This window comes from Primorskyibacter flagellatus (genome assembly GCF_014638275.1).
In the GTDB taxonomy this organism is placed as follows: Bacteria; Pseudomonadota; Alphaproteobacteria; order Rhodobacterales; family Rhodobacteraceae; genus Pseudooceanicola; species Pseudooceanicola flagellatus_A.
Genome location: NZ_BMFJ01000002.1, coordinates 488,447 through 514,840, shown reverse-complemented (window position 1 = coordinate 514,840; position 26,394 = coordinate 488,447). Strand labels below are relative to the sequence as shown.

27 protein-coding genes are annotated in these 26,394 nt (G+C 64.3%); 15 read left to right on the top strand and 12 right to left on the bottom strand.

Annotated elements, in window-relative coordinates; translation table 11 throughout:
* Window positions 1-49: 49 nt before the first annotated feature.
* The 6 genes from IEV87_RS16795 (at window position 50) to IEV87_RS16770 (ending at window position 6,173) form a co-directional block, all read left to right on the top strand.
* The gene (locus IEV87_RS16795) at window positions 50-1,015 is read left to right on the top strand and encodes a calcium-binding protein (protein WP_188478967.1); all 966 of its coding nucleotides are present in this window, start codon (window positions 50-52) and stop codon (window positions 1,013-1,015) included.
* Between the two features lie 230 nt (window positions 1,016-1,245).
* Window positions 1,246-1,515, top strand: coding sequence for a 30S ribosomal protein S15 (gene rpsO / locus IEV87_RS16790; RefSeq protein WP_188478966.1), 270 nt, complete (start codon window positions 1,246-1,248; stop codon window positions 1,513-1,515).
* 194 nt (window positions 1,516-1,709) lie between these two features.
* The gene (locus tag IEV87_RS16785) at window positions 1,710-2,273 is read left to right on the top strand and encodes a hypothetical protein (protein ID WP_188478965.1); all 564 of its coding nucleotides are present in this window, start codon (window positions 1,710-1,712) and stop codon (window positions 2,271-2,273) included.
* 228 nt (window positions 2,274-2,501) lie between these two features.
* Window positions 2,502-4,637 carry a polyribonucleotide nucleotidyltransferase gene (gene pnp / locus IEV87_RS16780; RefSeq protein WP_188478964.1) on the top strand — a complete coding sequence of 712 codons (2,136 nt, stop codon included), beginning with the start codon at window positions 2,502-2,504 and terminating at the stop codon, window positions 4,635-4,637.
* A 76-nt stretch (window positions 4,638-4,713) separates the two neighbouring features.
* Window positions 4,714-5,487 carry a glycosyltransferase family 25 protein gene (locus IEV87_RS16775; protein ID WP_188478963.1) on the top strand — a complete coding sequence of 258 codons (774 nt, stop codon included), beginning with the start codon at window positions 4,714-4,716 and terminating at the stop codon, window positions 5,485-5,487.
* Window positions 5,484-6,173, top strand: a complete 690-nt coding sequence (locus IEV87_RS16770; RefSeq protein WP_188478962.1) for a hypothetical protein — start codon at window positions 5,484-5,486, stop codon at window positions 6,171-6,173. The genes IEV87_RS16775 and IEV87_RS16770 overlap by 4 nt, the downstream gene beginning before the upstream one ends.
* A gap of 6 nt (window positions 6,174-6,179) precedes the next feature.
* Here the strand turns inward: IEV87_RS16770 and IEV87_RS16765 are convergent, their stop codons facing one another.
* The 9 genes from IEV87_RS16765 to IEV87_RS16725 are packed head-to-tail and all read right to left on the bottom strand — an operon-like array spanning window position 6,180 to window position 14,157.
* Entirely contained in the window at window positions 6,180-6,593 is a 414-nt protein-coding gene (locus IEV87_RS16765) for a PaaI family thioesterase (RefSeq protein WP_188478961.1), read from the bottom strand.
* Window positions 6,594-6,599: 6 nt separating this feature from the next.
* Window positions 6,600-7,634, bottom strand: coding sequence for a phosphotransferase family protein (locus tag IEV87_RS16760; protein WP_188478960.1), 1,035 nt, complete (start codon window positions 7,632-7,634; stop codon window positions 6,600-6,602).
* A gap of 10 nt (window positions 7,635-7,644) precedes the next feature.
* Window positions 7,645-8,310: a histidine phosphatase family protein gene (locus tag IEV87_RS16755; protein WP_188478959.1), complete on the bottom strand. Its 666-nt coding sequence runs from the start codon at window positions 8,308-8,310 to the stop codon at window positions 7,645-7,647.
* Between the two features lie 57 nt (window positions 8,311-8,367).
* The gene (locus IEV87_RS16750) at window positions 8,368-9,570 is read right to left on the bottom strand and encodes an acetyl-CoA C-acyltransferase (protein ID WP_188478958.1); all 1,203 of its coding nucleotides are present in this window, start codon (window positions 9,568-9,570) and stop codon (window positions 8,368-8,370) included.
* A gap of 18 nt (window positions 9,571-9,588) precedes the next feature.
* Window positions 9,589-10,515, bottom strand: a complete 927-nt coding sequence (locus IEV87_RS16745; RefSeq protein ID WP_188478957.1) for an SDR family NAD(P)-dependent oxidoreductase — start codon at window positions 10,513-10,515, stop codon at window positions 9,589-9,591.
* Window positions 10,512-10,979: a MaoC family dehydratase gene (locus tag IEV87_RS16740; RefSeq protein WP_188478956.1), complete on the bottom strand. Its 468-nt coding sequence runs from the start codon at window positions 10,977-10,979 to the stop codon at window positions 10,512-10,514. The genes IEV87_RS16745 and IEV87_RS16740 overlap by 4 nt, the downstream gene beginning before the upstream one ends.
* Window positions 10,980-10,981: 2 nt before the next feature.
* Window positions 10,982-11,815 (bottom strand): SDR family oxidoreductase, encoded by an 834-nt coding sequence (locus tag IEV87_RS16735; protein WP_188478955.1) that lies wholly within the window; start codon window positions 11,813-11,815, stop codon window positions 10,982-10,984.
* Window positions 11,815-12,939 carry an acyl-CoA dehydrogenase family protein gene (locus tag IEV87_RS16730; protein WP_188478954.1) on the bottom strand — a complete coding sequence of 375 codons (1,125 nt, stop codon included), beginning with the start codon at window positions 12,937-12,939 and terminating at the stop codon, window positions 11,815-11,817. Before IEV87_RS16730 ends, IEV87_RS16735 begins: the two co-directional genes overlap by 1 nt.
* A gap of 12 nt (window positions 12,940-12,951) precedes the next feature.
* A complete protein-coding gene (locus IEV87_RS16725) occupies window positions 12,952-14,157 on the bottom strand; it encodes an acyl-CoA dehydrogenase family protein (protein ID WP_188478953.1) in 1,206 nt (401 codons plus the stop codon).
* A 143-nt stretch (window positions 14,158-14,300) separates the two neighbouring features.
* On the opposite strand from IEV87_RS16725, the gene IEV87_RS16720 reads away from it, so the two are divergent.
* The 5 genes from IEV87_RS16720 to IEV87_RS16700 all read left to right on the top strand — a co-directional run bounded on the left by IEV87_RS16720 (window position 14,301) and on the right by IEV87_RS16700 (window position 19,298).
* Complete coding sequence (locus tag IEV87_RS16720; protein ID WP_188478952.1) at window positions 14,301-15,551, top strand: branched-chain amino acid ABC transporter substrate-binding protein; 1,251 nt, start codon at window positions 14,301-14,303, stop codon at window positions 15,549-15,551.
* An 81-nt stretch (window positions 15,552-15,632) separates the two neighbouring features.
* Window positions 15,633-16,565: a branched-chain amino acid ABC transporter permease gene (locus IEV87_RS16715; RefSeq protein WP_188478951.1), complete on the top strand. Its 933-nt coding sequence runs from the start codon at window positions 15,633-15,635 to the stop codon at window positions 16,563-16,565.
* Complete coding sequence (locus IEV87_RS16710) at window positions 16,562-17,830, top strand: branched-chain amino acid ABC transporter permease (protein ID WP_188478950.1); 1,269 nt, start codon at window positions 16,562-16,564, stop codon at window positions 17,828-17,830. Before IEV87_RS16715 ends, IEV87_RS16710 begins: the two co-directional genes overlap by 4 nt.
* Complete coding sequence (locus IEV87_RS16705; protein ID WP_188478949.1) at window positions 17,827-18,594, top strand: ABC transporter ATP-binding protein; 768 nt, start codon at window positions 17,827-17,829, stop codon at window positions 18,592-18,594. The genes IEV87_RS16710 and IEV87_RS16705 overlap by 4 nt, the downstream gene beginning before the upstream one ends.
* On the top strand, window positions 18,591-19,298 hold the full coding sequence (locus IEV87_RS16700; RefSeq protein ID WP_229737678.1) for an ABC transporter ATP-binding protein: 708 nt from the start codon (window positions 18,591-18,593) through the stop codon (window positions 19,296-19,298). The genes IEV87_RS16705 and IEV87_RS16700 overlap by 4 nt, the downstream gene beginning before the upstream one ends.
* A 129-nt stretch (window positions 19,299-19,427) precedes the next feature.
* Here the strand turns inward: IEV87_RS16700 and IEV87_RS16695 are convergent, their stop codons facing one another.
* Window positions 19,428-20,393 carry an NADPH:quinone oxidoreductase family protein gene (locus IEV87_RS16695; RefSeq protein ID WP_188478948.1) on the bottom strand — a complete coding sequence of 322 codons (966 nt, stop codon included), beginning with the start codon at window positions 20,391-20,393 and terminating at the stop codon, window positions 19,428-19,430.
* A 240-nt stretch (window positions 20,394-20,633) separates the two neighbouring features.
* On the opposite strand from IEV87_RS16695, the gene IEV87_RS16690 reads away from it, so the two are divergent.
* On the top strand, window positions 20,634-22,277 hold the full coding sequence (locus IEV87_RS16690; RefSeq protein WP_188478947.1) for a long-chain fatty acid--CoA ligase: 1,644 nt from the start codon (window positions 20,634-20,636) through the stop codon (window positions 22,275-22,277).
* 129 nt (window positions 22,278-22,406) lie between these two features.
* Here the strand turns inward: IEV87_RS16690 and IEV87_RS16685 are convergent, their stop codons facing one another.
* Window positions 22,407-22,886: a MarR family winged helix-turn-helix transcriptional regulator gene (locus IEV87_RS16685; protein WP_188478946.1), complete on the bottom strand. Its 480-nt coding sequence runs from the start codon at window positions 22,884-22,886 to the stop codon at window positions 22,407-22,409.
* 61 nt (window positions 22,887-22,947) lie between these two features.
* Between IEV87_RS16685 and IEV87_RS16680 the strand changes: the two genes are divergently transcribed.
* The 3 genes from IEV87_RS16680 (at window position 22,948) to IEV87_RS16670 (ending at window position 25,560) form a co-directional block, all read left to right on the top strand.
* Window positions 22,948-23,442, top strand: a complete 495-nt coding sequence (locus IEV87_RS16680) for a PaaI family thioesterase (RefSeq protein WP_188478945.1) — start codon at window positions 22,948-22,950, stop codon at window positions 23,440-23,442.
* A 3-nt stretch (window positions 23,443-23,445) separates the two neighbouring features.
* Entirely contained in the window at window positions 23,446-24,612 is a 1,167-nt protein-coding gene (locus IEV87_RS16675) for an MFS transporter (protein WP_188478944.1), read from the top strand.
* 93 nt (window positions 24,613-24,705) lie between these two features.
* Window positions 24,706-25,560 (top strand): DMT family transporter, encoded by an 855-nt coding sequence (locus tag IEV87_RS16670; protein WP_188478943.1) that lies wholly within the window; start codon window positions 24,706-24,708, stop codon window positions 25,558-25,560.
* Window positions 25,561-25,563: 3 nt separating this feature from the next.
* Here the strand turns inward: IEV87_RS16670 and IEV87_RS16665 are convergent, their stop codons facing one another.
* Window positions 25,564-26,385: an IclR family transcriptional regulator gene (locus IEV87_RS16665; protein WP_229737677.1), complete on the bottom strand. Its 822-nt coding sequence runs from the start codon at window positions 26,383-26,385 to the stop codon at window positions 25,564-25,566.
* Between the last annotated feature and the right edge of the window lie 9 nt (window positions 26,386-26,394).

The window sequence follows — 26,394 nt, the reverse complement described above, 5'->3', positions numbered from 1 at the left end:
ACCGGACCCGGCGCGCTGCTTATCGGCTGTGCCGGAGTGGAGTTATGACATGCTGATGCTAGCGGGAATGATGGGTTTGATGCTGGTCGGCGCGACCGCCATTATCGGGATCGAGGGCGAGACGGACGAAGATGACACCGCCGCCGCGCCGGAGGAGGAGGCACCGCGCCCGTCCGCCGACCTGTATGATCTGATCGCGGGGGAGATCCGGGCCGGTACCGGCGATGCGGACGAGATCACGGGCACCGAAGGGGCAGACCAGCTTGGCGGGTATTCCGGCGACGACGTGATGGCTGGGGCCTCTGGCGACGACATGATGCGGGGCGACGACGGGGCCGACCGCATGACCGGGGACGCCGGCGATGACGAGATGCACGGCGGGGATGGCGATGACCTGATCTACGGCAGCTCCGGTGACGATGCGCTGTTCGGCCACATGGGGCGGGACCTGATGCAGGGCGACGCGGGTGCGGATATCATGCACGGCGGAGCCGGGGACGACAGCCTGTCCGGCGGGGCGGGCGAAGATGCGTTGCACGGCGGGCTGGACAACGACGTTCTGACAGGCGGGGCAGGGGACGACACGCTGTTCGGCTCCTCCGGCGACGACTGGATAACTGGTTTCACGGCACGGCTGGACGGGTCCGAAGGGGATGACGGCGCGCGCGATTTCCTGAACGGCGGGGACGGGTCCGACACGCTGCTGGCGGGGGCAGGCGATACGCTCACCCTCGGTGCGGGTGCGGATTTCGCGGTGGCGGGCGACTGGATCGGGTCGGCGGACGATCCGGCGGAACTTATCGATTTCCTGACCGGGGAGGATCAGCTGATCCTTGTCCTGAACAAGGATGCCGGGTCGGACCACGATGTGACGATCGACGACAGCGGGACGGTGACGCGGATCGTGCTGGACGGCGTGGTGGTGGCGACATTGCCGGGCGGAACGCAGATCGGAATGTCGGATATCGCCCTGCTGCCCGAAGGAGAGGCAGCCGGTTTCCTGAGGCCCGGATAAGGGGCTCGAGATGCCGCGGCGTGTGGAGCCGAATGTCCCGTTTCCCACGGGTAACACCGGGCGGTGTGCCGGCGGCCGGGCAGTGGCGGGCCAGTTTCCGCTTTATTTCCGGCGGTGTTTGCCTTAAGCGGCCTGGATTGCCGTCCGGTACTGGGCGGCAGATTCGTTTCGGACCCTGCTGGACGACATCCCGGCTTGTGCCCGCCACCCCTTGACCAAAGGAGAGACCGATGTCGATCACTGTCGAAGACAAACAGCGCCTGATGAAGGAATACGCAACCAAGGACGGCGACACCGGGTCGCCCGAAGTTCAGGTTGCCATCCTGTCCTCGCGCATCGCCACGCTGACCGAGCATTTCAAGGAGCACACCAAGGACAACCACGGCCGCCGTGGTCTCCTGAAAATGGTGGCACAGCGCCGCAAGCTGCTCGACTACCTGAAGGGCAAGGACGAAGCGCGCTACCAGGACCTGATCAAGCGGCTCGGGATCCGCCGGTAAGACGTGGCGGGGTGGAGCCCTGCCTTGTATCATAGCGCCCGTTCCCGGCTGGGAGCGGGCGATTTTCTTTGCGCGATGCGCGTCGCGTTCGGTCCCGCGGATCAGGTAATGTCTCCGAAGGGGGAATTTTTTCTTTCCTGATCTGAGTACCTGTGTACACTCTTGCGTCAACGTCAGGTTTCGGGGGGGGGGCCATGGACATCTGTTACGAACTGGATCGCAGACAGCGTATTTCCGGGATCTCCGGTCCGTGGGATCATTTCGCGCTGAACAACAACGGTGAAGCCGCGCAGAGCCATCTGGTGCTTGGCCGGTCCCTCTGGGCCTTCATCTCGGACATGGAGACGATGGATTATCTCGAGTCGATCTTTTCCGCCGTCATCCGCAAGGGGCTGCCGTTCAGAACGACCTATTCCTGCAGAGGACCCGTCGCAGATATGACGATGCGGATGTGCGTCAGTCCCGCAGCGCACGGCGGCCTGCGCATATCGAACCGCGTCATCGCACACCACCCGGTGACCTGCCTGAATACCGCGCCGCGGGGAGTGGCTACGGCGAATGGGACGCGATGCACGATCTGTGCAGCGTTCCGGATCGGGGATGAGTGGATCGCGACTGGCAACCGGCCGCTTTCCAGCGCATTTCCGAGGGACGGACGAACCTTCTGCTCTGAATGCGCCGATCTGAAACGCCATTCAGGCCACCTGCCACATATGGCACGGGAAGGCTGGTCGACACGGTTGGGCCATTCCCTCTGACACCTCCGGCCCCGTAACGGCCACCGCGGTCCGGTCGGCAAGAAATCGGCGGGCGGGGGGACCGTGCGCTCTTTGCAACCGGGACGAAATCCTGTACAGCCCGCGCATCTGAGACGTAACGCTATGGACCCCGGCGTTGTGCGAAGGACAGGGGTCGGCGGCAATGGGGCCGCCATGCAAACGGGAGACGCGGCAGGGGCCGCGAGTGCTCCCTCACAGGATACGATGATGTTCAACGTAACGACGAAGACGATGGAGTGGGGCGATGAAACCCTCACTCTGGAAACGGGCAAGGTTGCCCGTCAGGCAGATGGCACGGTGATCGCGACGCTTGGTGAGACCAGCGTGATGGCGAACGTGACCTTTGCCAAGGAACCGAAGCCGGGTCAGGATTTCTTCCCGCTGACGGTTCACTACCAGGAGAAATACTACGCCGCCGGTAAAGTGCCGGGCGGCTTCTTCAAGCGCGAGGCGCGTCCGACGGAGAAGGAAACGCTGACCGCGCGCCTGATCGACCGTCCGATCCGCCCGCTGTTTGTCCCCGGCTTCAAGAACGAAGTGCTGGTGATGTGCACCGTGCTGTCGCACGATCTGGTCAATGACCCGGACGTGGTGGCGATGATCGCCGCCTCTGCCGCGCTGACGATCTCCGGCGCGCCCTTCATGGGGCCGATCGCCGGCTGCCGCGTCGGTTTCGTCGATGGCGAGTACGTGCTGAACCCGAGCGTCGACGACATGCAGAACCTGCGGTCGAACCCGGAGCAGCGTCTGGACCTCGTCGTCGCCGGCACCAAGGACGCCGTGATGATGGTGGAATCGGAAGCCTATGAGCTGACCGAAGCCGAGATGCTGGGCGCCGTGACCTTCGCGCATGAGCAGATCCAGCCGGTGATCGATCTGATCATCGACCTGGCCGAAGCTGCCGCGAAAGAGCCGTTCGACTTCACTCCGCCGGATTACTCCGCGCTTTACGACGTGGTGAAGGCTGCTGGCGAAGACGCGATGCGCAAGGCCTACGCCATCACCGACAAGCAGGAGCGGGTTGCCGCCGTGTCCGCCGCGAAGGACGCCATCAAGGCGGGTCTGAGCGAAGAGCAGCTGGCCGACGCGAACCTCGGTTCCGCGCTCAAGAAGCTGGAATCGGTCGTTCTGCGCGGTTCGGTCGTGAAGGACGGCAAGCGGATCGACGGTCGCGCGCTGGATCAGGTGCGTCCGATCGCCGTGGAAACCGGTCTGCTGCCGCGGACCCATGGTTCGGCCCTGTTCACCCGTGGTGAGACGCAGGGTCTGGTCGTGACCACACTTGGCACCGGCGATGACGAACAGTTCATCGACGCGCTGCACGGCAACTTCAAATCGAACTTCATGCTGCACTACAACTTCCCGCCCTACTCGGTCGGCGAGGTTGGTCGTGTCGGTTCCCCCGGCCGTCGTGAGATCGGTCACGGGAAACTCGCATGGCGCGCGCTTCAGGCAGTTCTGCCGGCGGCGACGGATTTCCCCTACACGATCCGTATCGTGTCGGAGATCACCGAGTCGAACGGGTCCTCCTCCATGGCGTCGGTCTGCGGCGGCTCCCTGTCCATGATGGACGCGGGCGTTCCGCTGAAGGCGGCCGTGGCCGGTGTGGCCATGGGTCTGGTTCTTGAGGACGACGGGTCTTACGCGGTTCTGACCGACATCCTGGGTGACGAAGACCACCTTGGCGACATGGACTTCAAGGTGGCCGGGACCGAAGCGGGGATCACCTCGCTCCAGATGGACATCAAGGTCGCGGGCATCACGCCGGAGATCATGGAGAAGGCCCTCGCCCAGGCGAAAGAGGGCCGTCTGCACATCCTCGGCGAGATGAACAAGGCGCAGTCCGGCGTCGGCGAATTCTCGGCCCACGCACCGCGGATCGAGACGATGCAGATCCCGACCGACAAGATCCGTGAAGTGATCGGGTCCGGCGGCAAGGTCATCCGCGAAATCGTCGAGGTTTCGGGTGCCAAGGTCGACATCAACGACGACGGCATCATCAAGATCGCATCGCCGAACGGTGAGGCCATCAAGAAGGCCTATGACATGATCTGGTCGATCGTGGCAGAGCCGGAAGAGGGCCAGATCTACAAGGGCACGGTCGTCAAGATCGTGGACTTCGGCGCCTTCGTGAACTTCTTCGGCAAGCGCGACGGTCTGGTGCATGTGTCCCAGATCGAGAACCGCCGCCTGAACCATCCTTCCGACGTTCTGAAGGAAGGTCAGGAGGTCTGGGTCAAGCTTCTGGGCTTCGACGATCGCGGCAAGGTCCGGCTGGCCATGAAGATGGTCAACCAGGAGACTGGCGAAGAGCAGACCAAGGAAGAGGCGGACGCGGAGTAATCCCGTCTGCCCGTCCCGGCCCGGATGACTCCGGGCCGGGATTTTTGTTTCTGAACAACCCTTTTCGTGAACCGGCATGGCGTCTTTCGAGATCTACCTCATCAATCTCGATGACTCGCCGGATCGTCTGGCCGCCCTGTCAGAGGCGCTGGCCGGGCTGGGCCGGTCCGATTTTCACCGCATTGCCGCCGTCGACGGCCGCAAGCGGCCTCCGGAATCCTTTCGCGAGTATGACCGCGCCGCGTCGCTGAGCGAAATGGGGCGTGAGCTGCACGGCGGCGAAGTCGCCTGTTTCCTCAGTCACATGGCCGCGCTCAGGGCGTTTCTGGACAGCGGCGCGGATTATGCGCTGGTGCTGGAAGACGATGCCGCGCCGACACCCGATGCGCTGGCGGTCTGCGACAGGCTGATCGCCTGGCAGGCGGGGCGCGGCGTGCCCGACTGGATGATTGCGCAGGTCGCCAACCCGCGGCTCAAATACGCGACCCAAGTCGGCGAGATCGGCAATCACAGTGTCTACCGCAGCCACTACATCGCAATGCTGGCAACAGCGGTTCTGTGGACACGGGCCGGGGCGGAGCATTTCCTGGCGACCTTCAGGGGCATAGATTGCCCGTATGACAATTACCTGCGCAGGGTCTTTGCGCGGGTGGATGCGGGGATCGCCGTGTTGCCGCCGCTGTTTTCCACGACCGGCGCGGACAGCGACATCGGCAAGTCGCAGGCCGGGGCGAAACGCAGCACCGCGGCCCGCCGGTTCTATACGCTGCGTCGGTTGCGGCGCCTGATCCGCGACAACTGGCGCGGCCGGACAAACGCCCGGAACTGGGCAGGCAGGAGACAGAAATGACCCTTCCCACGGTCCACACCTTCTACAAGTCCAACATCTCGCCCGAACTGGTGAGCTGGCAGGCGAAGGTTTTTGAAACGCTCGGCATTCCGCTGAAGCAGTGGCTGGACGATTCCGCCTCGCATCACGAGTGGCTGAACCGGATATTCCGGGACGACAGCCTGGGAGAGCAGGTGATCGTCGCCGATATCGACGCATTTCCGCTCAGCCGTGCGGGGTTCGACCGCTTCCTCGACATGTGCACGCAATACGACGTGGTGGGGCTGGCGCAGGTCGCCAATCACAAGGACCCCAGCAAGATTTATGCGGCGCCGATGTTCCTTGGCACGACCCGGTCGCATTACAAGGCGGTCGGGTCCCCGTCGATGCGGCGCACGGACGTCGGAGACGTGGCGCAGAGCCTCACGGATGAGACACTCGCGGCGGGAAAATCAGTGGGGCTGATCTACCCGGGCTTCTGCATCGACCCGAAGTGGCCGCTCTGGGACAAAGGGGTGTACGGAATCGGCACCTTCTTCGGGGACATGGAGTTCTTCCACCTGTTCGAATCCCGCAAGAAGGCGTCCTTCGACCTGTTCTGTGCCGTGGCCGAGGGTGTGGTGAACGGGCGGCACGATTTCGCCCGTTACCTCGAGATCATGGAGAAGGTGCCGGCGCCGAAGAAGAAGTTCCTCGGCCTGTTCTAGAGCGCCTCAGCGGCCGCGGCGGCGGAATACGCCGGTGGCGCGGGCGGCGATGTTGTCGAGTTCGTCCTTGACACTGGCTTCGGCGAAGAAGGTCTTGGCCCCGCCGCCGGTCACCCGGCCCTCCGCGATCAGCAGGTCGCCCTTGAGCGGGCCGACGTAATTGACCGACAGGTTCAGCGTCATCGCCAGTTCGCGATTGTCCGGGTCTCCGGTGTAGCACCCGCAGAACCCCATGACCGTATCGGCCATGACACCGTGGATGCCGCCGTGCAGGATGCCGTAGCGGTTCATCAGGAAACCCGTCACGGGCAGTTCAAAGCGGGCGAACCCTTCGCTCCAGTCGGTCAGGTAAAAGCCGAGGTGTTTCTGCAGCGGATAGGGGTCTTCGACCAGCGCGGGGTCCAGATTGTGATCCTTCATCGTTCCTCAGACCGTTTTGGCGGCGTTCAGGCCGGCTTCGGCAAAGCGGGGGACGGACGCGCCCATCTTCTTCGCCCGCTCGGGGTTGGAGGCATTGCCGTCAAGCGCCCGCTTGTAGACGCCCTGAATGATGCCTGCCATGCGGAAGAAGGTGAAGGCGAGGTAGAAGCCGAACCTGTCGATGCCGGGGATTCCGGCGCGGCGGCAGTAGCTTTCGATGAATTCCTCATCGGTCATCAGGCCCTCGGCCTTGCGGTCGATCCCGGCAAGGCCCCGGCTGTCCGGTCCGCCCGGCATGGACCACTGCATGATGACGGCGGCGACGTCGGCATAGGGGTGGCCGGTGGTCGACAGTTCCCAGTCCAGCACGGCGGCGATGCGCGGGCGGTCCTTTTCGAACAGCATGTTGTCGATGCGATAGTCCCCGTGGGCCAGCGTGCGCAGGCCGTCATCGCCGGGGATGTTGTTATTGAGCCAGTCAATCAGTTCGTCCATCGCCGGGATCGTGTCGGTTTCGCTGGCCCGGTACTGCTTGGTCCAGCGACCGATCTGGCGTTCGTAGTAGTTGCCCGTGGGGCCGTAGTCGGACAGGCCGGTCGCGTCGAGGTCGACGCCATGGATCGCGGCCAGCACGCGGGACATCTCGTCATGGATGGCGTGGCGGTCGGCGACGGGCAGCTCGGGCAGGGAAGGCAGGTTGAAATGGCGGCCGTCCACCTCGTCCATGATGTAGAACATGGAGCCGATGACGTCCTCGTCCTCGCACAGGACATGCACCTTGGTCACGGGCACGTCGGTTTCGTACAGCGCCTTCTGCACGCGGAATTCCCGGTCGACGGCATGGGCGGATTTCAACAGCACGCCGGGGGGCTTGCGACGCAGCACGTAGCGGTGGTCGGGCGTGATCAGCCGGAAAGTCGGGTTGGACTGGCCGACGTTGAACTTCTCGGCCGTCACGGGCCCCTTGAAGCCCGGCAGGTTGGCGGTGAGCCAGCTTTCGACGGCGGCGACGTCCAGCTTGGTGGGGTCCTGTTGGGTCATGTCTCGGGCCTCATGCATAGGTCAGCAGCCGGTCGGCATTGGCCGCCGTGATGTGCGGGGTTTCGTTGAAGCTGTGGAAGTAGGTGGCGCGGGGCGTGTAGATGAACCGTGTGATGGCGGTGTTCTTCATCTGCAGCTGCATCTTGGTCTGGTGAACGCCCGGCGTCTCCAGCAGGGCGGACACCGCCTGCGCGATCGCTCCGCCGGAGGACACCGCGAAGACCGTCTCAACGCCCTCGCGCATCAGGGCCCGGCAGGCAGTATCCACGCGGCCGGTGAATTCGGCCCACATCTCGGGCGGGTTCGGGATTTCGTCGCGCTGCCATTCGGCAACGGTGGTGCGCAGGGTGCGGAAGTGGCTCTTGTGGTCGGTCATCATGCCGTCCGGCTCACCGCCCGCAGCATATTTCGCCTTGAGCAGCTTGCCGAAGTCGAATTCGTCGAGACCGGGGTGTTCCTCTGCCATCATCTCGTGTGCCATGCCCTTGAGAATACCGGCGAGAGTTTCCTTCTGCCGGGTCAGGGAGCCATGGGCGACAAGGTCGGGAATGATCCCCTCGGCGGCGAACCAAGCGCCCAGCACCTCGGACTGTTCATGTCCGATGGCGGAGAGCTTGTCGTAGTTGTCGGCCCCGAAGGAGGCCTGACCGTGGCGGATGAGGTAGAGGGTGGGCATTCGGTTCCGTATGGTGTGGCCCCCGCGGGACGGCGGGGGCCGGTGTCGTTCAGTCGTTCAGAGGACTTCGAAAAGGCCCGCAGCGCCCATGCCGCCGCCAACGCACATGGTGCAGACGACATATTTCGCACCGCGGCGCTTGCCCTCGATCAGGGCGTGGCCGACCATGCGGGCGCCCGACATGCCGTAGGGGTGGCCGATGGAGATCGCGCCGCCGTTCACGTTCAGCAGTTCATCCGGGATGCCGAGAACGCGCTGCGACTGGAGCACCTGGGAGGCAAACGCCTCGTTCAGTTCCCAGAGGCCGATGTCGTCCATCTTGAGGCCGTGCGCCTCGAGCAGTTTCGGCACGGCGTAGATCGGACCGATGCCCATTTCCTCCGGCCCGAGCCCTGCGGCCATGACACCGACGTAGCGGCCAAGCGGGTTGAGACCGCGCTTCTCGGCCTCCTTGGCCTCCATGATGACCGAAGCGGAGGCGCCGTCGGAGAGCTGGGAGGCGTTGCCGGCGGTGATGTACTTGCCTTCCTTGATCTGCTGGCCGTCCTTGAACACCGGGGCAAGGCCCTTGAGGTCGTCAAGCTGGGTCGAGGGGCGGTTGCCTTCGTCCTTTTCCAGCGTCACTTCCTTGAAGGTGACTTCTTTGGTCTCCTTGTTCATGACGCCCATGGTCGAGGTCAGCGGAACGATCTCGTCATCGAACTTGCCGGCCTGCTGTGCGGCGGCGGTGCGCTGCTGCGATTTCAGGGCATATTCGTCCTGGTCATCGCGGGAGACATTGTAGCGCTCGGCCACGATCTCCGCCGTTTCCAGCATGGTCATGTAGAGTTCGGGGGTATGTTCCTGGATCCACGGGTCACGTGCGCGGTCGGTGCGCATGTTCTGGTTCTGGACGAGAGAGATGGATTCCACGCCGCCGCCGATGGCGACCTGCATACCGTCATGGATGACCTGCTTGGCCGCGGTGGCGATGGCCATCATGCCGGAGGCACACTGGCGGTCCATCGACATGCCGGCGACCGAGACCGGAAGACCGGCGCGGATCACCGCCTGGCGGCCGATGTTGCCGCCGGTGGAGCCCTGCTGGATCGCGGTGCCGATCACGCAGTCCTGGATTTCGGACCCGTCAAGCCCGGCGCGTTCGACCGCGTTCTTCACGGCGTGGCCGATCAGCTCCTGGGCCTGGGTGTTGTTGAAGGCACCGCGAAAGGCCTTGCCGATCGGGGTGCGGGCGGTGGAGACGATGACTGCGTCACGCATTGGGGTTTCCTCCCTGGGTTACGATTTGGGTAGTTCGATGCCGCGTTTTTCTGCGGCCATCTGGGCGTATTTGCGGGTCTGGGCGAAGGCGCCGGGCATGATCTGCTGTTTGCCTTCGTCACGGATGTCGGCCATGCGGGACATGATCGTGTCGGGGTCGAGTTCATCGTCGCCGAAGGCGACGCCCTCGGTTTCGTAGATGCGGCATTCGGCGAAACAGCCGCCGCCCGCGCCAAGGATCATGCGGTTCGGCGCATCCTCGGCGACGAGGGTCAGCATGCCCGGCGTGATCGTCTCGGGCTTCAGGAGGTCGAGCACCTGTTCCGGAAGTAACCCTTCGGTCATGCGGGTAGCCGCGGTCGGAGCGAGGATATTCGCCTTGATGTTGTATTTCTGACCTTCCTGCACCAGCACGTTCATCAGCCCGACCATGGCAGCCTTGGCGGCGCCGTAGTTCGACTGGCCGAAGTTGCCGTAGAGCCCGGAGGCGGAGGTGGTGTAGACGATCCGCCCGTATTCGTTTTCCCGGAAATGATCCCAGAGCGCCTTGGTCGGCACGACCGAGCCCATGAGATGCACATCGACGACCTTGCGGAAGTCGTCCAGTTCCATCTTGGCGAAGGTCTTGTCGCGCAGGATGCCGGCGTTGCAGACGAGGATGTCGACCTTGCCCCACTTGGCGATGGCCTGATCGACCATATCCTTGACCTGCGCGGCGTCGGTGACGTTCGCGCCGTGGGCCATGGCCTCTCCGCCCATGGCTTCGATCTCTTTCACCACGGCATCGGCCTGCGCGGTCGAAGACCCGGTGCCGTCGGTGGCGACGCCGAGGTCGTTGACCACAACTTTCGCGCCCAGCTTCGCCAGCCCGAGGGCGTGGGACCGTCCCAGCCCGACGCCCGCGCCGGTGACGATGGCCACGCGGCCGTCAAATCGAATGCTCATGCCTGTTCTCCGAAATATCTGCGTCCCAGCCACTCGGCCACGAGGGCGGGTTTTTCCTTGCCGTCGATTTCGACAGTGACGGTCGTGGTCGTCTGGATTTCGCCGGGCCGGATCTCCTCGACCTTGTCGAGAACGAAGCGGCCGCGGATCTTCGATCCGACCGGGACCGGCGAGACGAAGCGCATCTTGTTCATGCCGTAGTTCACGCCCATCACGACGCCCTCTACCGAGGGCATCTGGTAGACCATGGCCGAGAGCATCGACATGGTCAGGAAGCCGTGCGCGATGGTGGTGCCGAAGGGGGTCTTGGCGGCAGCTTCGGGGTCGACGTGAATGTACTGCCAGTCCTCGGTGCAGTCGGCGAAGGTGTTGATCCGCTCCTGCGTGATTTCGAACCAGTCGGAGACTCCGATCTCCTGGCCGACCATGGCCTCGTACTCTTCCCTCGTGACGGTCTTGGCCATCCTCAGTCCTCCGTTACGGATGCGGCTTTCACCGCGACGGCGGCGTTCAGGCCGCCAGCGATCGGGATCGTGTGTCCCGAAACATACGCTCCCGCACGGGAGCAGAGATAAAGCACCGCGCCCGCGATGTCCTCGGGCGATCCGACGCGGCCAAGGGGAATGCGTTTTCCCGCCTGTTCGCGCTGTTCCTCGGTGCCGATGGCAAAGGCCATCATCTTGGAGAGGAAGGGGCCGGGCGCGATTGCGTTGACGGTGATGTGCTGCGGGGCAAGTTCCGAGGACAGCAGCGTCGTCATGTGATGCACCGCCCCCTTGGACACGCCGTAGCTGTAGGCCGTGCCGCCGCGCGGCTGCATTCCGACGATGGAGCCGGTGTTGACCACGCGCGCCGGATCCTCTGCCGTGCCGGCCTTGCGGAGCAGGGGCAGCAGCTTCTGCGTGAGGTAGAACATGCCTGTCACGTTGACATCGAGCACGCGGGACCAGGCCTCATAGGGGAATTCCTCGATCGTGGGCGCGCCCCAGGTCTTGCCAGCGTTGTTGAGCAGGATGGGCAGGGTATCGGTGCGCTTCTCGACCTCAGCCACAAGGTCGAGCACGCCCTGTTCGGTTCCGACATCGCCCGCGAACCCCTCGGCCCTGCCTTTCAGGCCCATGGCGTTCAGCTGATCCGCCGCGCCTTCGCAGGCGTGGGCCTTGCGCGAGGCGATCATGACGTTGCAGCCCGCGCCCATCAGTGCCTCGGCGGCCATGTAGCCGATGCCGGACGCGCCGCCGGTGACAAGCGCGGTTTTGCCCGTCAGGTCGAACAGTTTCGCGACGAGGAGGTCCGACATCAGAAGCCCCGTGCCTTGGCGACGCGATTGGCGTGGTAGCCGTAGTCGCCCAGCCATTCCGCGCCAACGCGGGCACGCTTCATGAAGAAACCCATGTCGAATTCGTCGGTCATGCCGATGCCGCCGTGCATCTGAACGCCTTCGGACACGGCCAGCTTGGCGGTCTTCGTGGCGCGGGCCTTGGCGATGGAGGTGGCGAGGTCAGCGTTTTCCGGGTCTTCGTCCATCATGCGGCCCGCATTGGCGATGGCCGACGCGGTGATCTCGATCTCTGCAAACAGGTGCGCCGCGCGGTGCTGGAGCGCCTGGAAGGTGCCGATGATCCGGCCGAACTGCTTGCGTTCCTTCAGATAGGCGGTGGTCATGCCGAAGGCGCCTGCCGAGACGCCGAGCAGTTCGGCGGACAGGGCGGCGCGGCCTGCGTTCAGGGCGGTGGCGATTGCGGCTATGCCTCCGTCGACTTCCCCGACCACGTCGTCGCCTGTGGCCTCGACCCCGTCAAAATCAAGCTGGGCGTGGTCGCGTTCATCCACGGTGCGTTTCGCGGTGCGGGTCAGGCGGGCGCGGTCGGCGTCGATGTCGAAGAGGGTCAGGCCCTGCGCCTCACCCACGGTGCCGCCGGTGCGGGCCAGGACAAGGACGCGCGAGGCAGAGGTGCCGTCGGCGACAAAAACCTTGCGGCCGGTCAGTTTGAAAGCGTTGCCCGACTTCTCTGCCCTCAGGCCGGTGCGCTCGGGCGCGTGCTTGGAGCCTTCGTCCACGGCCAGCGCGTAGATGGCAGAGCCGTCCGCGATGCCGGCCAGCCGGTCGTTCGCCGCGCCTTTCAGCGCGGTCGCGGCCATGACGGCGGTCGAGATGAAGGGGGAAGCGGCGAGGACCTCTCCCATCTCCTCGGACAGGATGCCGGCGGCACGGTGGCCCATCTCGGACCCGCCTGCACCCTCGGGCAGGAGCACGCCGGTCCAGCCCATCTGGGCCATTTCCTTCCAGAGGCCGGGATCGTAGGCGCGGCCCGCATCGCGGTTGGCGCGGAAGGCGGACACCGGCGAGGATTCCTGCAGGAACCCGCGCGCGGCGTCGCGCAGCATGACTTCATCCTCGGTCGGGACAAGCGAAGCAACCATGGTCTTGATCCTTTACGAGGAGGGCAGTTCGAGAACGCGCTTTGAGAGAATGTCGAGCATCACCTCGGAGGTGCCGCCCTCGATGGAGTTCGCCTTGGTGCGCAGCCATTCCGGTGCAAGCGTGCCGTGTTCCCCATCCCACTCGACCCCTTCGGAGCCGGTGATCGACATGAGAATTTCATAGCGGCGCTTGTTCAGTTCGGTGCCGGAGTATTTCAGCATGGCAGAGGCATGGCCGACGCCGCCCTGCTTGGCCATGTCCTTGTAGCGTTCCAGCGTCATGCCCATGGCCAGCGTGTCGATTTCCAGTTCCATCGTCTCGGACCGGATCACGGCGTCCTGCATGATCGTCTCGTCCAGCGATCCGATGAAGGCGCCAAGGGAACGTCCGCCAAGGATGCCCGCCGCCCCGCCCGATCCGCCGCCGCCGATCATCTCGCGTTCGTGGGTCAGCAGGTGCTTGGCGACGTCCCAGCCCCTGTTGAGTTCACCGACGATGCGGGAGTTTCCCTGTTCGTCGGTCTTCGGGACCACCACGTCGTCGAAGAAGGTCTCGCAGAAGGGGGAGGCTCCCGAGATCAGCTTGATCGGCTTGGTCGAGACTCCGTCGGCCTCCATGTCGATCAGCATGAAGGAGATGCCCTTGTGCTTGGGCGCGTCCCGGTCGGTGCGGACGAGCGCGAAGATCCAGTCGGCGTGGTTGGCATAGGAGGTCCAGATCTTGGACCCGTTGACCACCCAGTGATCGCCCTTGTCATCCGCGCGGGTCTGAACAGACGCCAGATCCGATCCCGCGCCCGGCTCGGAGTAGCCCTGGCACCAGCGGACCCGGCCGTTGGTGATGTCGGGCAGGTATTTCAACTTCTGCTCGTGCGTTCCGAAGGCCAGCAGCGCGGGGCCGAGCATCCAGAGACCGAAGCTTTCCAGCGGAGAGGGGGCCCTGGCCTTCGCCATCTCCTCGCGAAAAACCTTCTCCTGGGTACGATTCAGTCCCGCGCCGCCGTATTCGACCGGCCATCTCGGGGCGGTCAGACCGACTGACGCGGCGTTTTCCATCCAGATTCGCTGCTCATCGCAAGAGAATTTGAAACGCTTGCCGCCCCAGCATATACTGCGCTCATTCGCCGGCATAACCTTAAGTTTTTGCGGGCATTTTTCTGCGATGAAGGTCGCGACCTCGGACCGAAACTGGTCCGGGTCGTCCGAAAACGACGACATATCCGCTCCTCCCAGATGCGTGATGTTTTGCAGTGCAGAATAGAATTTCACAGTTTGCTTGACAAGGCGGGTCGGAAACCTTTTGATCTTCCCCAGAAACGCGTCGGTACAAGAATCCGGCCTTTCGTAACGGGAGGAAATACATGTCCATCAAGAAAGCCGCCCTGGCGGCTGCTGTCTCTTTCATCGCAGTGTCTTCCGCTTTCGCGGACGACATCAAGTTTGCATTCATCGACCCGCTGTCCGGCCCGATGGGCCCCTCGGGTGAAGCCGGCTACACCAGCTTCCTGCTGGCGGCCGAGCACATCAACAACAACGGCGGCGTGAACGGCGACAACATCGTCGTCACCGGCTACGACAACAAGGTGAACCCGAAGGAATCGCTGGTTCAGCTGCAGAAGGCCATCGACGACGGCGCGCGCTTCATCCTGCAGGGCAACGGGTCGTCCGTGGCCGCAGCGATCATCGACGCCGTGAACAAGCACAACCAGCGTAACCCGGGCGACGAAGTGGTGTTCTTCAACTACGCCGCCGTGACGCCGGACTTCACCAACGACGGCTGCTCCTTCTGGCACTTCCGCTTCGATGCGCATGCCGACATGAAGATGGCCGCCATCACCGACTACATCAAAAACCAGGACGACATCAAAAAGGTGTACCTGATCGGTCAGGATTACATCTTCGGTCAGGCCGTCGCCGCGGCCGCTGAATCCCAGCTGACGGAAAAGCGTCCCGACATCGAGATCGTCGGTAACGAACTGCACCCGCTGGCGAAGGTGAAGGACTTCACCCCCTATATCCAGAAGATCATCTCTTCCGGTGCGGATGCGGTCATCACCGGCAACTGGGGCGCGGACATGTCGCTGCTGATGAAGGCGGCTGCTGAATCCGGGTCGAACATCCCCTACTTCACCTTCTACGGCGGCTCGCTCGGTGCGGTGTCTGCCCTGGGTGAAGGCGCAATCGACCGCCTGTACCAGGTGACCGAAGGCATCACCAACCTGGAAGCAAGCGACGAGCAGTACGCTCTGATCGAAGAGTACAAGACCCGCTTCCCGGAGTACGACTACTACTACCACCGCGCCTTCAACACGCTGAACGCGTTCAAGGCTGCGGCCGAGAAGGCCGGCTCTGCCGACCCGATCCCGGTTGCCTTCGCACTGGAAGGGCTGGAGATCCCGGAAGCCTACGGCACCCTGACCGTGCGGGCCGAAGACCACCAGGCGCAGCAGAACCTGTACATCTCGACCGTCGCCAAGGTTGACGGGGAGTCGGTGAAGTACGGCGTCGACAACATCGAACTGGGCTGGAAACTGCTGGACGGCGGCAAGATCGACGCGTCGGCGGCCGAACAGCCCACGACCTGCAAGATGGAGCGTCCGGCCAAGCCGTAAGGCGGGGCATGCGACCACGACCACAACAGGGGCGCCGTGCCTTAGCCGCGCGGCGCCCCAACTGCACCTAACGAGGTCACAATGGAAACGATCGTATTCGCGCTGCTGAACGGCGTGATCTACGGGCTCCTGCTGTTCATGCTGTCGTCCGGCCTGACGCTCATCTTCTCGATGATGGGCGTGCTGAACTTCGCCCATGCGAGCTTCTACATGCTTGGCGCCTACTTCGCCTTCACGATCATGGGGGCGACAAGTTTCTGGATCGCCCTGTTCATCGCGCCGGTCCTTGTCGGACTGGTCGGAGCGGTGGTCGAACGATATGGGCTGAGGCGCGTGCATGCCAACGGGCATGTGGCGGAACTGCTGTTCACCTTCGGTCTGGCCTATCTGATCGAAGAGATCGTCAAGATCATCTACGGCAAGACGGCCGTGGATTACAAAATTCCCGACCTCCTGAATTTCCACGCCTTCACGATCTACGGCGCGTCCTTCCCGGCCTACCGGATGTTCATGCTGTTCATCGCGATCTCCATGCTGATCGGCCTGTGGTTCCTGCTCAAGAAGACCCGCGCGGGCCTCATCATCCAGGCGGCGCTGACGCATCCGCACATGGTCGGCCATCTGGGCCACAACGTGCCGCTGATCTTCATGACCGTCTTCGGCATCGGCTGTGCGCTGGCGGGCCTTGCGGGCGTGATCGCGGGCAACATCTTCGTCACCGACCCGGCCATGGCGGTGCAGATGGGACCGATCGTCTTCGTGGTGGTCGTCGTCGGCGGGATCGGATCGCTGGAGGGGGCTTTCCTTGCCTCCATCCTGATCGGGCTGATCCAGAACTTCGCTGTCGGCATCAACGCCAACTTTGCCGAGATTTTCTGGTTCCTCGGCCTCAGCCCGACCTCGGAAATCGGTGACATCACCATTTCCTCGCTGGCGCCGGTCATGCCGTTCCTGCTGCTGGTGCTGATGCTGATCTTCCGGCCCCGCGGCCTGATGGGAGAGCAAGAGCTATGAGCGAAACGACCCAATCCATGCAGAACGTCGGCCCGACCTCCGGTGCCAAGTTCCGTCAGCGGACCCTGCCGATCCTGATCTTCATCGCGATCATTCTTGCGATCCCGATGACCGATCCGTCGCGCACGGTCTACACGCTGGTCCACCAGATGGCGATCAACATCGTCTTCGCGCTGGCGTACAACATGCTTCTCGGCAAGGGCGGGATGCTGTCCTTCGGCCATGCGGTCTATTTCGGACTTGGCGGGTACTACTGCCTGCATGTCATGAACTGGATCGCCGAAGGGGCGGGCATCTGGGCGAACTTCCCGGTGTTCTTCCTGCCCGTGCTCGGGTTCCTTGCCGGTGGTCTGTCGGCTGCCGTGATCGGGTCTTTCTCGACCCGGCGGGCGGGCACGACCTTCGCCATGATCTCGCTTGGCGTGGCAGAGCTGATCGCCTCGGGTGCTTTCATGTTCGACAGTCTCTTCGGCGGCGAACAGGGGATTTCGGGCGACCGGATGAACGGGCCGCAGGTCTTCGGGCTTTCCATGGGGCCGATGAGCGACATCTACTGGTTCATGGCCTTCTGGACCGTCATCTCGATCATCGCGATGTACGCCTTCACGCGCACCCCGCTCGGCCGCCTGTCCGAAGCGACGCGGGACAACCCGCAGCGGGTGCAGTTCATCGGCTACAACCCGACACGGGTGCGCTGGCTGGTGTTCACGGCCTCGGGGGCCTTCGCCGGTCTGGCGGGCGGCATGTCGGCGGTGAACTACGAGATCTTCACGCCCGAGGCGCTGTCGCTCATCCCGTCGGGCTTCGTGCTCATCATGGCCTATGTGGGTGGCATCACCTATTTCGTCGGCCCGATCATGGGGGCGATCCTGCTGACCTACATGTCCTCCATGATGTCGGACTTCACGGAGGCCTGGCTGCTCTACCTCGGGCTGATGTTCGTGATCATCGTGATGTACGCTCCGCGCGGCATCGCCGGCATCGTTTTCGGTGTCTGGGACGGCCTGACCGGCCCTGACAAGGGCACCTACATCGGGCGTCTGCTGGTGCAGATCGCCGGAATGGTGCTGATGCTGATCGGGCTGATCGTGCTGGTCGAGATGTCGATCCGCTGGTCCAACGGCTATGGCGAGGTCTTCGAACCCTTCGGGCTGCACCTCGGCACGACCAACGTGCTGACGTGGATCCTGATCATCGTGCCGATCGGAGCGGGTGCCGCCCTTCTCCGCCGCGTCAACCGCGAGAAAGAGGAGGCCGTGGCATGACCGCCCCCGCGCTGTCTCTCAAGAACCTGTGCAAGAGCTTCGGCCCGGCGAAGATCATCAATGACGTGACCCTGGATATCGCCAAGGGGGAACGTCATGCGATCATCGGGCCGAACGGCGCGGGCAAGTCGACGCTGTTCAACCTGATTTCGGGGCTCTACACCCCGACGTCCGGCACGGTGTCGCTGAACGGCACGCTGATTTCCGGCGTGCCCCCGTTCGAGATCAACCGGATGGGGCTCTCCCGCTCCTTCCAGGTGTCCAACATCTTCGCCAACATGACTGTGCGCGAAAACGTGCGCTGCGGGGTGCTGCATTCCATGGGGCAGGGCTATGCTTTCTGGAAATCGGTGACCGCATCCAAGGCGGTGCAGGAACGGACCTACGAGATCCTCGAACACTGCGCGCTGGTGGACAAGGCCAACCTGCCGGCCGCGCTGCTTCCGTACGCGGATCAGCGGGCGCTGGAGATCGCCATCACCATCGCCGGCGGGGCGGAGGTGATCCTTCTCGACGAACCGACCGCGGGGATGAGCCATTCGGAGACCGACCGCGCGGTGGACCTCATCCGCCGTTCGACGGAAGGCAAGACGCTGGTGATCGTGGAACACGATATGGGCGTGATCTTCGACCTCGCCGACCGGATCTCGGTTCTGGTCTACGGGGAAATCATCGCCTCCGCCCCGCCGTCGCAGATCCGCGGCGACGCCAAGGTGCGCGAGGCCTATCTGGGCGACGAGGCCCTGCCGGAGGAAACGGTATGACGCAACCCATGCTTCAGGTGAAGGACCTGCATGCCTTCTACGGCAAGTCCCACGTCCTGCGCGGCGTGAACATGGAGATCATGCCGGGCGAGGTGATCGCGCTTCTGGGGCGGAACGGCGTCGGCCGGTCCACCACAGCCAAGGCCATCATGGGCGAGGTCGCGCCGAAGGGCGAAATCCTCTTCAAGGGCCAGCCGATCGCGGGGCTGGAAAGCCACAAGATCGCCCGCATGGGGCTGGGCTACGTGCCGGAATCGCGGGACATCTTCCCGACGATGACGGTGCGCCAGAACCTCGTGCTCGGCGTGAAGGACATGAAGAACCCGGGCAAGTACAACATCGAACAGATGCTGGACATGTTCCCCAACCTGCGGGCGCGTGCCGACAATCCGGCGGGCGTTCTGTCGGGTGGGGAAAAGCAGATGCTGACGATGTGCCGGACGCTCATGGGCGACCCGGAACTGATCATCATCGACGAACCGACCGAGGGGCTGGCTCCGATGATCGTGCAGCAGATCGGCGACACGATCGCGGAAATCGCCAAGACCGGTGTGGCTATCCTGCTTGTGGAACAGAAGCTCTCCATCGCGCTGCGCATCGCGAACCGGGTCTATGTCATGGGTCACGGCGAAATCGTCTACGGCGGCACGCCCGAGGATTTCGCCACCCGCGATGACGTCCGCAAGGAATGGCTGGAGGTCTGAGCCTCCGACGCCACGCGAAACGACAAGAGGCCCCGCGGGGCCTCTTTCCATGTCCGGCTTCATCTTGCCGGAAATACTCCCGCCGGAGGCGCCCGTCCCCGCCACGCCGGCAGGGGACGGGCAGGGGCGTCACGGTACCAGCGCGATCTTCCCGACGGCCCCGCGTCCGAGAACCCGCTTCAGGACCTCGGCGGCCTCGGCCAGCGGATAGCGTCCCTCGATCAACGGCTTGATCTGGCCGGAGGTGTACCAGCCGAACAGTTCCTCCATGTTGGAGCGGTAGTCGGCGGGGCAGCGGCGGGTCCAGTTGCCCCAGAAGACGCCGACGACGGAATATTCCTTCACCAGCGTCAGGTTCACCGGCAACTGCGGGATCTCGCCGCTCGCGAAACCGATGATGAGCAGGCGGCCATCCGGGGCCATGAAGCGCGAAGCGGCCTTGAAGGCGTCGCCGCCGACGGAGTCATAGACCACATCCGCGCCCTTGCCGTCGGTCAGCGCCTTGATCTCCTCTTTCAGGTTGTCATAGCCGATGGCGTGGTCGGCCCCCTGTTCCAGCGCGATCTGCCGCTTGTCGTCGGACGAACAGACGGCAATGACCCTGGCGCCCATGACCTTGCCGATCTGGATGGCGGCGGTTCCCGTGGCCCCTGCAGCGCCGAAGATCACCAGCGATTCCCCGGGCTGGATATTCGCCCGCTGCTTGAGCGCGTGGTGCGAAGTGCCCCAGGCGATGATCATCGCGCAGGCGTCGGCGGCGTCCATACCGTCGGGCAGGGCAAAGCAGGTGGCTTCGTTGCCGACGGCCAGTTCCGCATAACCGCCGGAGCAGTATGTCACCACCCGGTCGCCGGTTTTGAAACGCGTCACGCCATCTCCAAGCGCGACGATCTCTCCGGCGACCTCGCTGCCGGGGGTGAAGGGGCGGTCGGGCTTGACCTGGTAGAGGCCCTGCACGGTCAGCCCGTCGGGGTAGTTCACGCCCGCCGCCTCGGTCCGGATCAATACCTGGCCGGGGCCGGGGACCGGGTCCGCCTTATCGCCGTACTTCAGGTCGTCCAGCGGTCCGAATTCTTCACAGATGATCGCTTTCATGTCAGTCCTCCCGATTCGTGACGGCCCCGCGGCGGGGCCTGCGTTCCCCTCGTTCTTACCGGTTTTGTCAGGTTAGGCCATTGAATTCACGATGATTTCGGCGAAATCTTCACCATTTCCGCCCTGCGAAACATCTTTTTCCGCTCTGCGGACATTACGGCACGTTCCGTCAGCGGAATACCCTTCCACCCCTGTCGTTCCGCGGTTAAGTTCCTCAGGATCAGTGAGGGAGGATTTGCCATGAAAGGCATGATGATGCACCGGCCATTGCTGGTGTCGGAGATACTCGAATTCGGCCGGGGCGCGTACCCGCGGGCCGAGATCGTCTCGGTCCGGACCGAGGGCGACATCCACCGCGAAACCTACGTCGAATTCTATGACCGGACGGTTCAGCTGTCCCACGCGCTGCAGGCGCAGGGGGTGAAGCTGGGCGACCGGGTGGCGACCTTGGCGTGGAACGGCTACCGCCACATGGAACTGTATTACGCGATTTCCGGCATCGGCGCGGTCTGCCACACGATCAACCCGCGCCTTTCGGCGGAGCAGTTGATCTACATCGTGAACCATGCCGAGGACCGGGTCCTGTTCCTCGACACCACCTTCGTGCCGCTGATTGCCGCGGTGAAGGACCACCTGCCCAAGGATCTGGTCTATGTCATCATGACCGACCGGGCGCACATGCCGGACACGCCTTTCGACGCGCTTTGCTACGAGGAACTGCTCGACGGCCAGCCGACCACGATCACCTGGCCGGATTTCGACGAGAATACCGCCTGCGGGCTCTGCTACACCTCCGGCACGACGGGCAATCCGAAGGGTGCGCTTTATTCGCATCGTTCGACCTACCTGCATGCAATGATGATTTCGGTGATGCAGTCGACGACCTTCAGCGAAGGCGCGTCGGTTCTCCCGGTGGTGCCGCTGTTCCACGTCAACGCCTGGGGCCTGCCCTATTCCTCGCTGATCTCGGGGCTGAACATGGTGATGCCCGGGCCGGCGATGGACGGTGCGTCGCTGTTCAAGCTGATGGACCAGGAAAAGGTCTATTCCGCCTGGGGCGTGCCGACGATCTGGCAGGGTCTTCTGGGCGAGATCAAGAAGCAGGGCCGCCCGCCCGAAGGTTTCAAGGACGTGGTGATCGGCGGGTCCGCCGCGCCGCGCTCGATGATCGAGGCGTTCGAGAAGATGGGCGTCGGTGTCGGCCATGCCTGGGGCATGACCGAGATGTCTCCGGTCGGGACCCACGGCATTATGCCGGGCTGGATGAAGGAAGAGTCCTTTGAAACGCAGATCGACTACAAGGCGCTTCAGGGCCGCCGCTGCATCGGGGTGGACCTGAAGATCGTCGACGAGGACGGCAACACCCTGCCCCATGACGGCAAGGCTGCAGGTGAGCTGTTTGTGCGCGGGAACACGGTGGTGTCGGGTTACTTCAAGAACGAAGAGGCCTCGGCCAAGGCGCTGGACAAGGACGGCTGGTTCGGTACCGGCGACGTGGCCTCCATCGACAAGGATGGGTTCCTGTCGATCCAGGACCGCGCGAAGGACCTGATCAAGTCGGGTGGGGAGTGGATCTCCTCCATCGATCTGGAGAACCTCGCCATGGCACATCCGGCGATTGCGCAGGCGGCGGCGATCGGCGTGAAGCATCCGAAGTGGGACGAGCGTCCGATCCTCGTCGCGGTGCTGGCCGAGGGGGCCGAGAAGCCGAGCGTGGAGGACATGCGCGAGCATCTGTCGTCGGAATTCGCGAAGTGGCAGTTGCCGGACGACATTGTCTGGGTCGATGCGATTCCGCTGACGGCGACGGGCAAGTTCTCCAAGCTGAACCTGCGCAAGCAGCTCGCGGACTACACGCATCCGGAGCTTCGGGAGACCGCCTGACAGGCTTCCCCACCCTCGCCCTCCCCCGTGCCGGGGGAGGGAAGCGCTTTTGCGGGTCTGTTGCCGTCCCGTGACCCGTCATCCTCGGGTCAAGCCCGGGGATGACGGGTCAGAAGTTGAGTTGTGGGGTCAGTCCGACCCCGCCTCGCTTTTTGCCAGATCGTTGATCCCGGCCATCAGCCGCGCCACGTCCGCGCCCAGTTTTTCCTGCTGGCGGGTGACCTCCTCCTGCGCCTTCTCCCAGTCCTCCGCCGCCGCGATCAGCCGTCTGCCGCCTTCGTCGGTCAGCGCCAGAACCTTCTTGCGGCGGTCGTCGGCGTCCGGGGCGGAGGTGATCAGGCCTTCACGTTCCAGCGGCATGAGGCCACGGGACAGGGCCGACTGGTCCATCTCCATCAGGTCGGCGATCTTCTGCACCGTCGGTTTCCGCAAATAGCGCACCCAGGCCAGCAGGGCGAGCTGCGAGATGGTCAGACCGTGTTCGGCCAGAGCGGCATCATAGAGCCGGACCATCCGGCGCGAGGCGCGGCGCGTGGCGAGGCAGTAGCAGGACCCGGACAGCAATTCTGCAAGGGCGGGTGTTTCGGCGGGACGGCGTTCTGTGCTCATGGCTCCTTGACCCATGCATATGCATGGGATTAGCTGTATATGCATATATATGGAGTACACGATGTTTGAGCCCGCGCCAATCCCGGAATACAACGTTGGAATCGCTGATGTTTCCGTGGTGATGTCGAAGACCGGCAAGGAACTGATGCAGGGAATCATCGACGGTGAGACTCCGGCGCCCTCCATGGCGAAGACGATGACCCACTGGATCGTGCGGATCGGGGACGGAGAGGTCGAGTTTCGCGGAGAACCCTCTGCCGCCGTGATGAACCCCGGCGGAATCGTGCATGGGGGCTGGGCGATGACGCTGCTGGACTCCGCGCTTGGCTGCGCCGTTCACACGACGCTGGAAAAGGGTGAGATGTTCGTGTCGCTGGATACGTCGGTGCGTTTTGTCCGTGCGATCACGCCGCAGACCGGTCAGGTGCGCTGCATTGGCCGGGTGCAGACGCGCGGGCGGCGCATTGCCACTGCCGACGGGCTGATAGAGGACCAGAAGGGCCGGATCCTCGCCACTGCAACGACCTCCTGTTTCATCCAGCCGATCGGGGCCTGAGCCATGCGTTTCTTCGCCCTGATGTTCGCGCCGCTCTGCATGACCACCGGCGTCTTCGTATTTGCCGGCGTGCTGGAACCAATGGCGGATGACCTGGGTGTCTCCGTTTCCGTCGCGGGGCAGTTGCAGTCGCTGTTCACCATCGCCTGTGCGCTTGCCGGGCCGTTGCTGGCGGTCGTGACGGGCGGATTCGGACGCAAGCGCGTGCTCGTCCTGACGCTCGGGTTTCTTGCGGTGATGAACGCCGTATCCGCCATGATGACCGGCTTCACCGGGCTGGCGGTGGCGCGGGTGATTTCGGGGGCGTTCGGGTCGCTGGCGCTGCCCATGGCCTCGACCATCGCGGTGATCCTCGTCGGGCCGGAACGGCGGGCGCGGGCCCTGTCCATCGTCTATGCCGGGGTGTCGCTGGCCTTTGTCACGGGCATCCCGCTCGGCTCCACCGTGGGGGAGGCGTTCGGCTGGCAGGCCTGTTTCTGGCTGGCCTCCGGGCTCTGCGCCCTAGGGTTCCTGATGGTGCTGGTCTTCGTGCCGAAGGTTCCGACGCCGCCCGCGCCTCCGGGCAATGCCTTTGCCGCGGTGCTGGCCTGGCCGACGACGGGTTTCCTGCTGGTGACGCTGATCGCCTTTACGGCGACATTCTCCTCCGTCGGGTACATCGGTCCGGTGGTGACGCGGCTCACCGGGTTGACCGGGCACGGGGTCGGCATGATCCAGATGCTGTCGGGGCTGGGCAGTTTCCTTGGCCTCACCCTCGGCACACGGCTGATCGAAACGGGCGCACGGAGTCCGCTGGTGCTGCTGTTCTGCGGGACCTTCCTCGGGCAGGGGCTGTTCGCGGTTGGCCTGATCCTGGGAATGGAGGGCAACGCCGGGCTGGCCATCGCGGCGGTATCGGTCCTGACCGGGTCGACGTGCCTGTTCGGGGTCGCGCCGGTTGTCCAGTCGCGCCTTGCCGATGCTGCAGGGCCGAATGCCACGCTGGCCTTCGCGCTGAACGGGTCCATGGTCTACCTCGGGCAGGGGCTTGGCGTGGTATTCGGCGGCGCCATGCTCGCGGGCTTCGGACTGGAATATGTCTCAACGGCCGGAATGATGGTCGCCGTGCTTGGTGTCCTGCTCTCCCTGTCCCTGCGGCGAGGTCGGGCTCGGGTCCCGCTTCCTCACTGATCTCCGCAGGGACGCGGAACGCCGTCCCCCGCCGAGATGGACCGGCGGGGGGCGGTCTGTCATAAGCGGGCCGACTCTGTTCTGGACCCGTCAATGCCCGGTATCTCCCTTCCCCACGTTGCCATGGTGCTGGGGGCCATGTTCCTGATCGTTGCCGGGGATACGGCGGGCAAGACGATGACCGGGCAGGGAATGAATCCCTTCTTCGTGGCCTGGGGGCGGTTTGCGCTGGCTGCCCTGATGCTCGCCCCGCTGGCCGGTCTGCGTCGGGAGGACCTGCCGGCCTTCCTCGACTGGCGGCTCCTTCTGCGCACGCTGTTCATCGTCGCCGGGATCTGCGCGATTCTGACCGCGCTCAGGACCGAACCGATCGCCAACGTCTTCGGGGCCTTCTTCATCAGCCCGGTGGTGTCCTATTTCGGATCAGCGGCGGTGCTGAAGGAAAGGATTACCGTGGCCCGCTCCGTCCTGCTGCTGATCGGGTTTGCCGGGGTGCTGCTGGTGGTGCGTCCCGGGTTCGGGATGACTCCGGGCATGGGATTCGCCCTGTTCGCCGGGTCCTGTCACGGCGCCTACCTCGTCACGACGCGCTGGCTGGCGGGGGCCTATCGCCCGCGGCTTCTTCTGCTGTCGCAACTGGCGACGGGCGGGCTTGTTCTGACGCCCTTCGCGCTGCTGCACTGGCCGGCGGAGGTGTCGCAGGGCTTTGCCTGGGCCTTCCCGCTGTCGGCCTTCGGGTCGGCCATGGGAAACTACCTGCTGGTCATCGCCAGCCGGACCCTGCCGGCGGGCATCGTCGCGCCGCTGGTCTATGCGCAGATCGTGGCGGCGATGATCCTGGGGCTGGTGGTCTTCGGCGACTGGCCGGACAGCATGGCGCTGGCCGGACTGGCAGTGATCCTCGCCTCGGGTGTCGCGGGGCTGCGGCTGGCGGGACGCGGCGGATAGGGGTCAGTAACCGACCCGGTTCACCATGTTCACCAGTTCCACGAGGCGCGGGCCCAGATCGTCCTCCAGCCGCTCCTTGGGCAGGGCAAAGCTGTAGCCGCCGAGGTTGAAGGCCAGCATCGGCGTGTCGGGCTGCTGGCTGCGGTAGGGCACGGCGACCGCGTTCACGTCGCGCTGCCAGTCGCCGATCATGCAGTAGAAGCCACGTGCCGCGACCTGTTCCCGCGCCGCGTCCAGCTTGTCCATGATCTCGGACACGCGGTCGGGTTCGTAGCGCATCTGGATGCGGTCGATGATGTCGGCGCGTTCGGATTCCGTAGTGCCGGCGATATAGGCCTGCCCGATGGCGGAGCGGGCGAGCGAGATACGCGAGCCGACGGAAAGCTGGAGGGAGATCACGCCCTGCGAGCGTGCCGCGGCGATATAGGTCATCGCCATGTCGTCGCGCCCGCCAAGGGCGACCAGCACGCCGTCGCCCGCCTTGTCGGCCAGTTCCTGCATGTAGACCTGCGCGGTGTTGCGGACCTGCATCCCGGCGAGGCAGGCGTAGCCGAGCGACAGGACCGGAACGCCCATACGGTAGCGTCCGGTGCCTTCGTCGTAAACGAGATAGCCGGATTTCAGCAGGGTGAAGGTCAGCCGCGACACGGTGGAATTCGGCAGGCCCGTCCGTTCGGCCAGTTCGGAATTGCCGAGCCCCGCCTTGTCGGTCGGACGGAAGGCGCGCAGGATCTCCAGCCCGCGGTGCAGGGCGGTCACGAACTGGCGGTCGCTGTCAGGCCGCTCTGCCGTGTCCACATTGTTGTCGGTTGCTCTTTTCCGCACCTTCGTCCA

Excerpts from the sequence above, each read along its gene's own strand:
- IEV87_RS16795 (WP_188478967.1), top strand. The coding sequence starts at position 50 with ATGCTGATGCTAGCGGGAATGATGGGTTTGATGCTGGTCGGCGCGACC.
- rpsO (WP_188478966.1), top strand. The coding sequence starts at position 1,246 with ATGTCGATCACTGTCGAAGACAAACAGCGCCTGATGAAGGAATACGCA.
- IEV87_RS16785 (WP_188478965.1), top strand. The coding sequence starts at position 1,710 with ATGGACATCTGTTACGAACTGGATCGCAGACAGCGTATTTCCGGGATC.
- pnp (WP_188478964.1), top strand. The coding sequence starts at position 2,502 with ATGTTCAACGTAACGACGAAGACGATGGAGTGGGGCGATGAAACCCTC.
- IEV87_RS16775 (WP_188478963.1), top strand. The coding sequence starts at position 4,714 with ATGGCGTCTTTCGAGATCTACCTCATCAATCTCGATGACTCGCCGGAT.
- IEV87_RS16770 (WP_188478962.1), top strand. The coding sequence starts at position 5,484 with ATGACCCTTCCCACGGTCCACACCTTCTACAAGTCCAACATCTCGCCC.
- IEV87_RS16765 (WP_188478961.1), bottom strand. The coding sequence starts at position 6,593 with ATGAAGGATCACAATCTGGACCCCGCGCTGGTCGAAGACCCCTATCCG.
- IEV87_RS16760 (WP_188478960.1), bottom strand. The coding sequence starts at position 7,634 with ATGACCCAACAGGACCCCACCAAGCTGGACGTCGCCGCCGTCGAAAGC.
- IEV87_RS16755 (WP_188478959.1), bottom strand. The coding sequence starts at position 8,310 with ATGCCCACCCTCTACCTCATCCGCCACGGTCAGGCCTCCTTCGGGGCC.
- IEV87_RS16750 (WP_188478958.1), bottom strand. The coding sequence starts at position 9,570 with ATGCGTGACGCAGTCATCGTCTCCACCGCCCGCACCCCGATCGGCAAG.
- IEV87_RS16745 (WP_188478957.1), bottom strand. The coding sequence starts at position 10,515 with ATGAGCATTCGATTTGACGGCCGCGTGGCCATCGTCACCGGCGCGGGC.
- IEV87_RS16740 (WP_188478956.1), bottom strand. The coding sequence starts at position 10,979 with ATGGCCAAGACCGTCACGAGGGAAGAGTACGAGGCCATGGTCGGCCAG.
- IEV87_RS16735 (WP_188478955.1), bottom strand. The coding sequence starts at position 11,815 with ATGTCGGACCTCCTCGTCGCGAAACTGTTCGACCTGACGGGCAAAACC.
- IEV87_RS16730 (WP_188478954.1), bottom strand. The coding sequence starts at position 12,939 with ATGGTTGCTTCGCTTGTCCCGACCGAGGATGAAGTCATGCTGCGCGAC.
- IEV87_RS16725 (WP_188478953.1), bottom strand. The coding sequence starts at position 14,157 with ATGTCGTCGTTTTCGGACGACCCGGACCAGTTTCGGTCCGAGGTCGCG.
- IEV87_RS16720 (WP_188478952.1), top strand. The coding sequence starts at position 14,301 with ATGTCCATCAAGAAAGCCGCCCTGGCGGCTGCTGTCTCTTTCATCGCA.
- IEV87_RS16715 (WP_188478951.1), top strand. The coding sequence starts at position 15,633 with ATGGAAACGATCGTATTCGCGCTGCTGAACGGCGTGATCTACGGGCTC.
- IEV87_RS16710 (WP_188478950.1), top strand. The coding sequence starts at position 16,562 with ATGAGCGAAACGACCCAATCCATGCAGAACGTCGGCCCGACCTCCGGT.
- IEV87_RS16705 (WP_188478949.1), top strand. The coding sequence starts at position 17,827 with ATGACCGCCCCCGCGCTGTCTCTCAAGAACCTGTGCAAGAGCTTCGGC.
- IEV87_RS16700 (WP_229737678.1), top strand. The coding sequence starts at position 18,591 with ATGACGCAACCCATGCTTCAGGTGAAGGACCTGCATGCCTTCTACGGC.
- IEV87_RS16695 (WP_188478948.1), bottom strand. The coding sequence starts at position 20,393 with ATGAAAGCGATCATCTGTGAAGAATTCGGACCGCTGGACGACCTGAAG.
- IEV87_RS16690 (WP_188478947.1), top strand. The coding sequence starts at position 20,634 with ATGAAAGGCATGATGATGCACCGGCCATTGCTGGTGTCGGAGATACTC.
- IEV87_RS16685 (WP_188478946.1), bottom strand. The coding sequence starts at position 22,886 with ATGAGCACAGAACGCCGTCCCGCCGAAACACCCGCCCTTGCAGAATTG.
- IEV87_RS16680 (WP_188478945.1), top strand. The coding sequence starts at position 22,948 with ATGTTTGAGCCCGCGCCAATCCCGGAATACAACGTTGGAATCGCTGAT.
- IEV87_RS16675 (WP_188478944.1), top strand. The coding sequence starts at position 23,446 with ATGCGTTTCTTCGCCCTGATGTTCGCGCCGCTCTGCATGACCACCGGC.
- IEV87_RS16670 (WP_188478943.1), top strand. The coding sequence starts at position 24,706 with ATGCCCGGTATCTCCCTTCCCCACGTTGCCATGGTGCTGGGGGCCATG.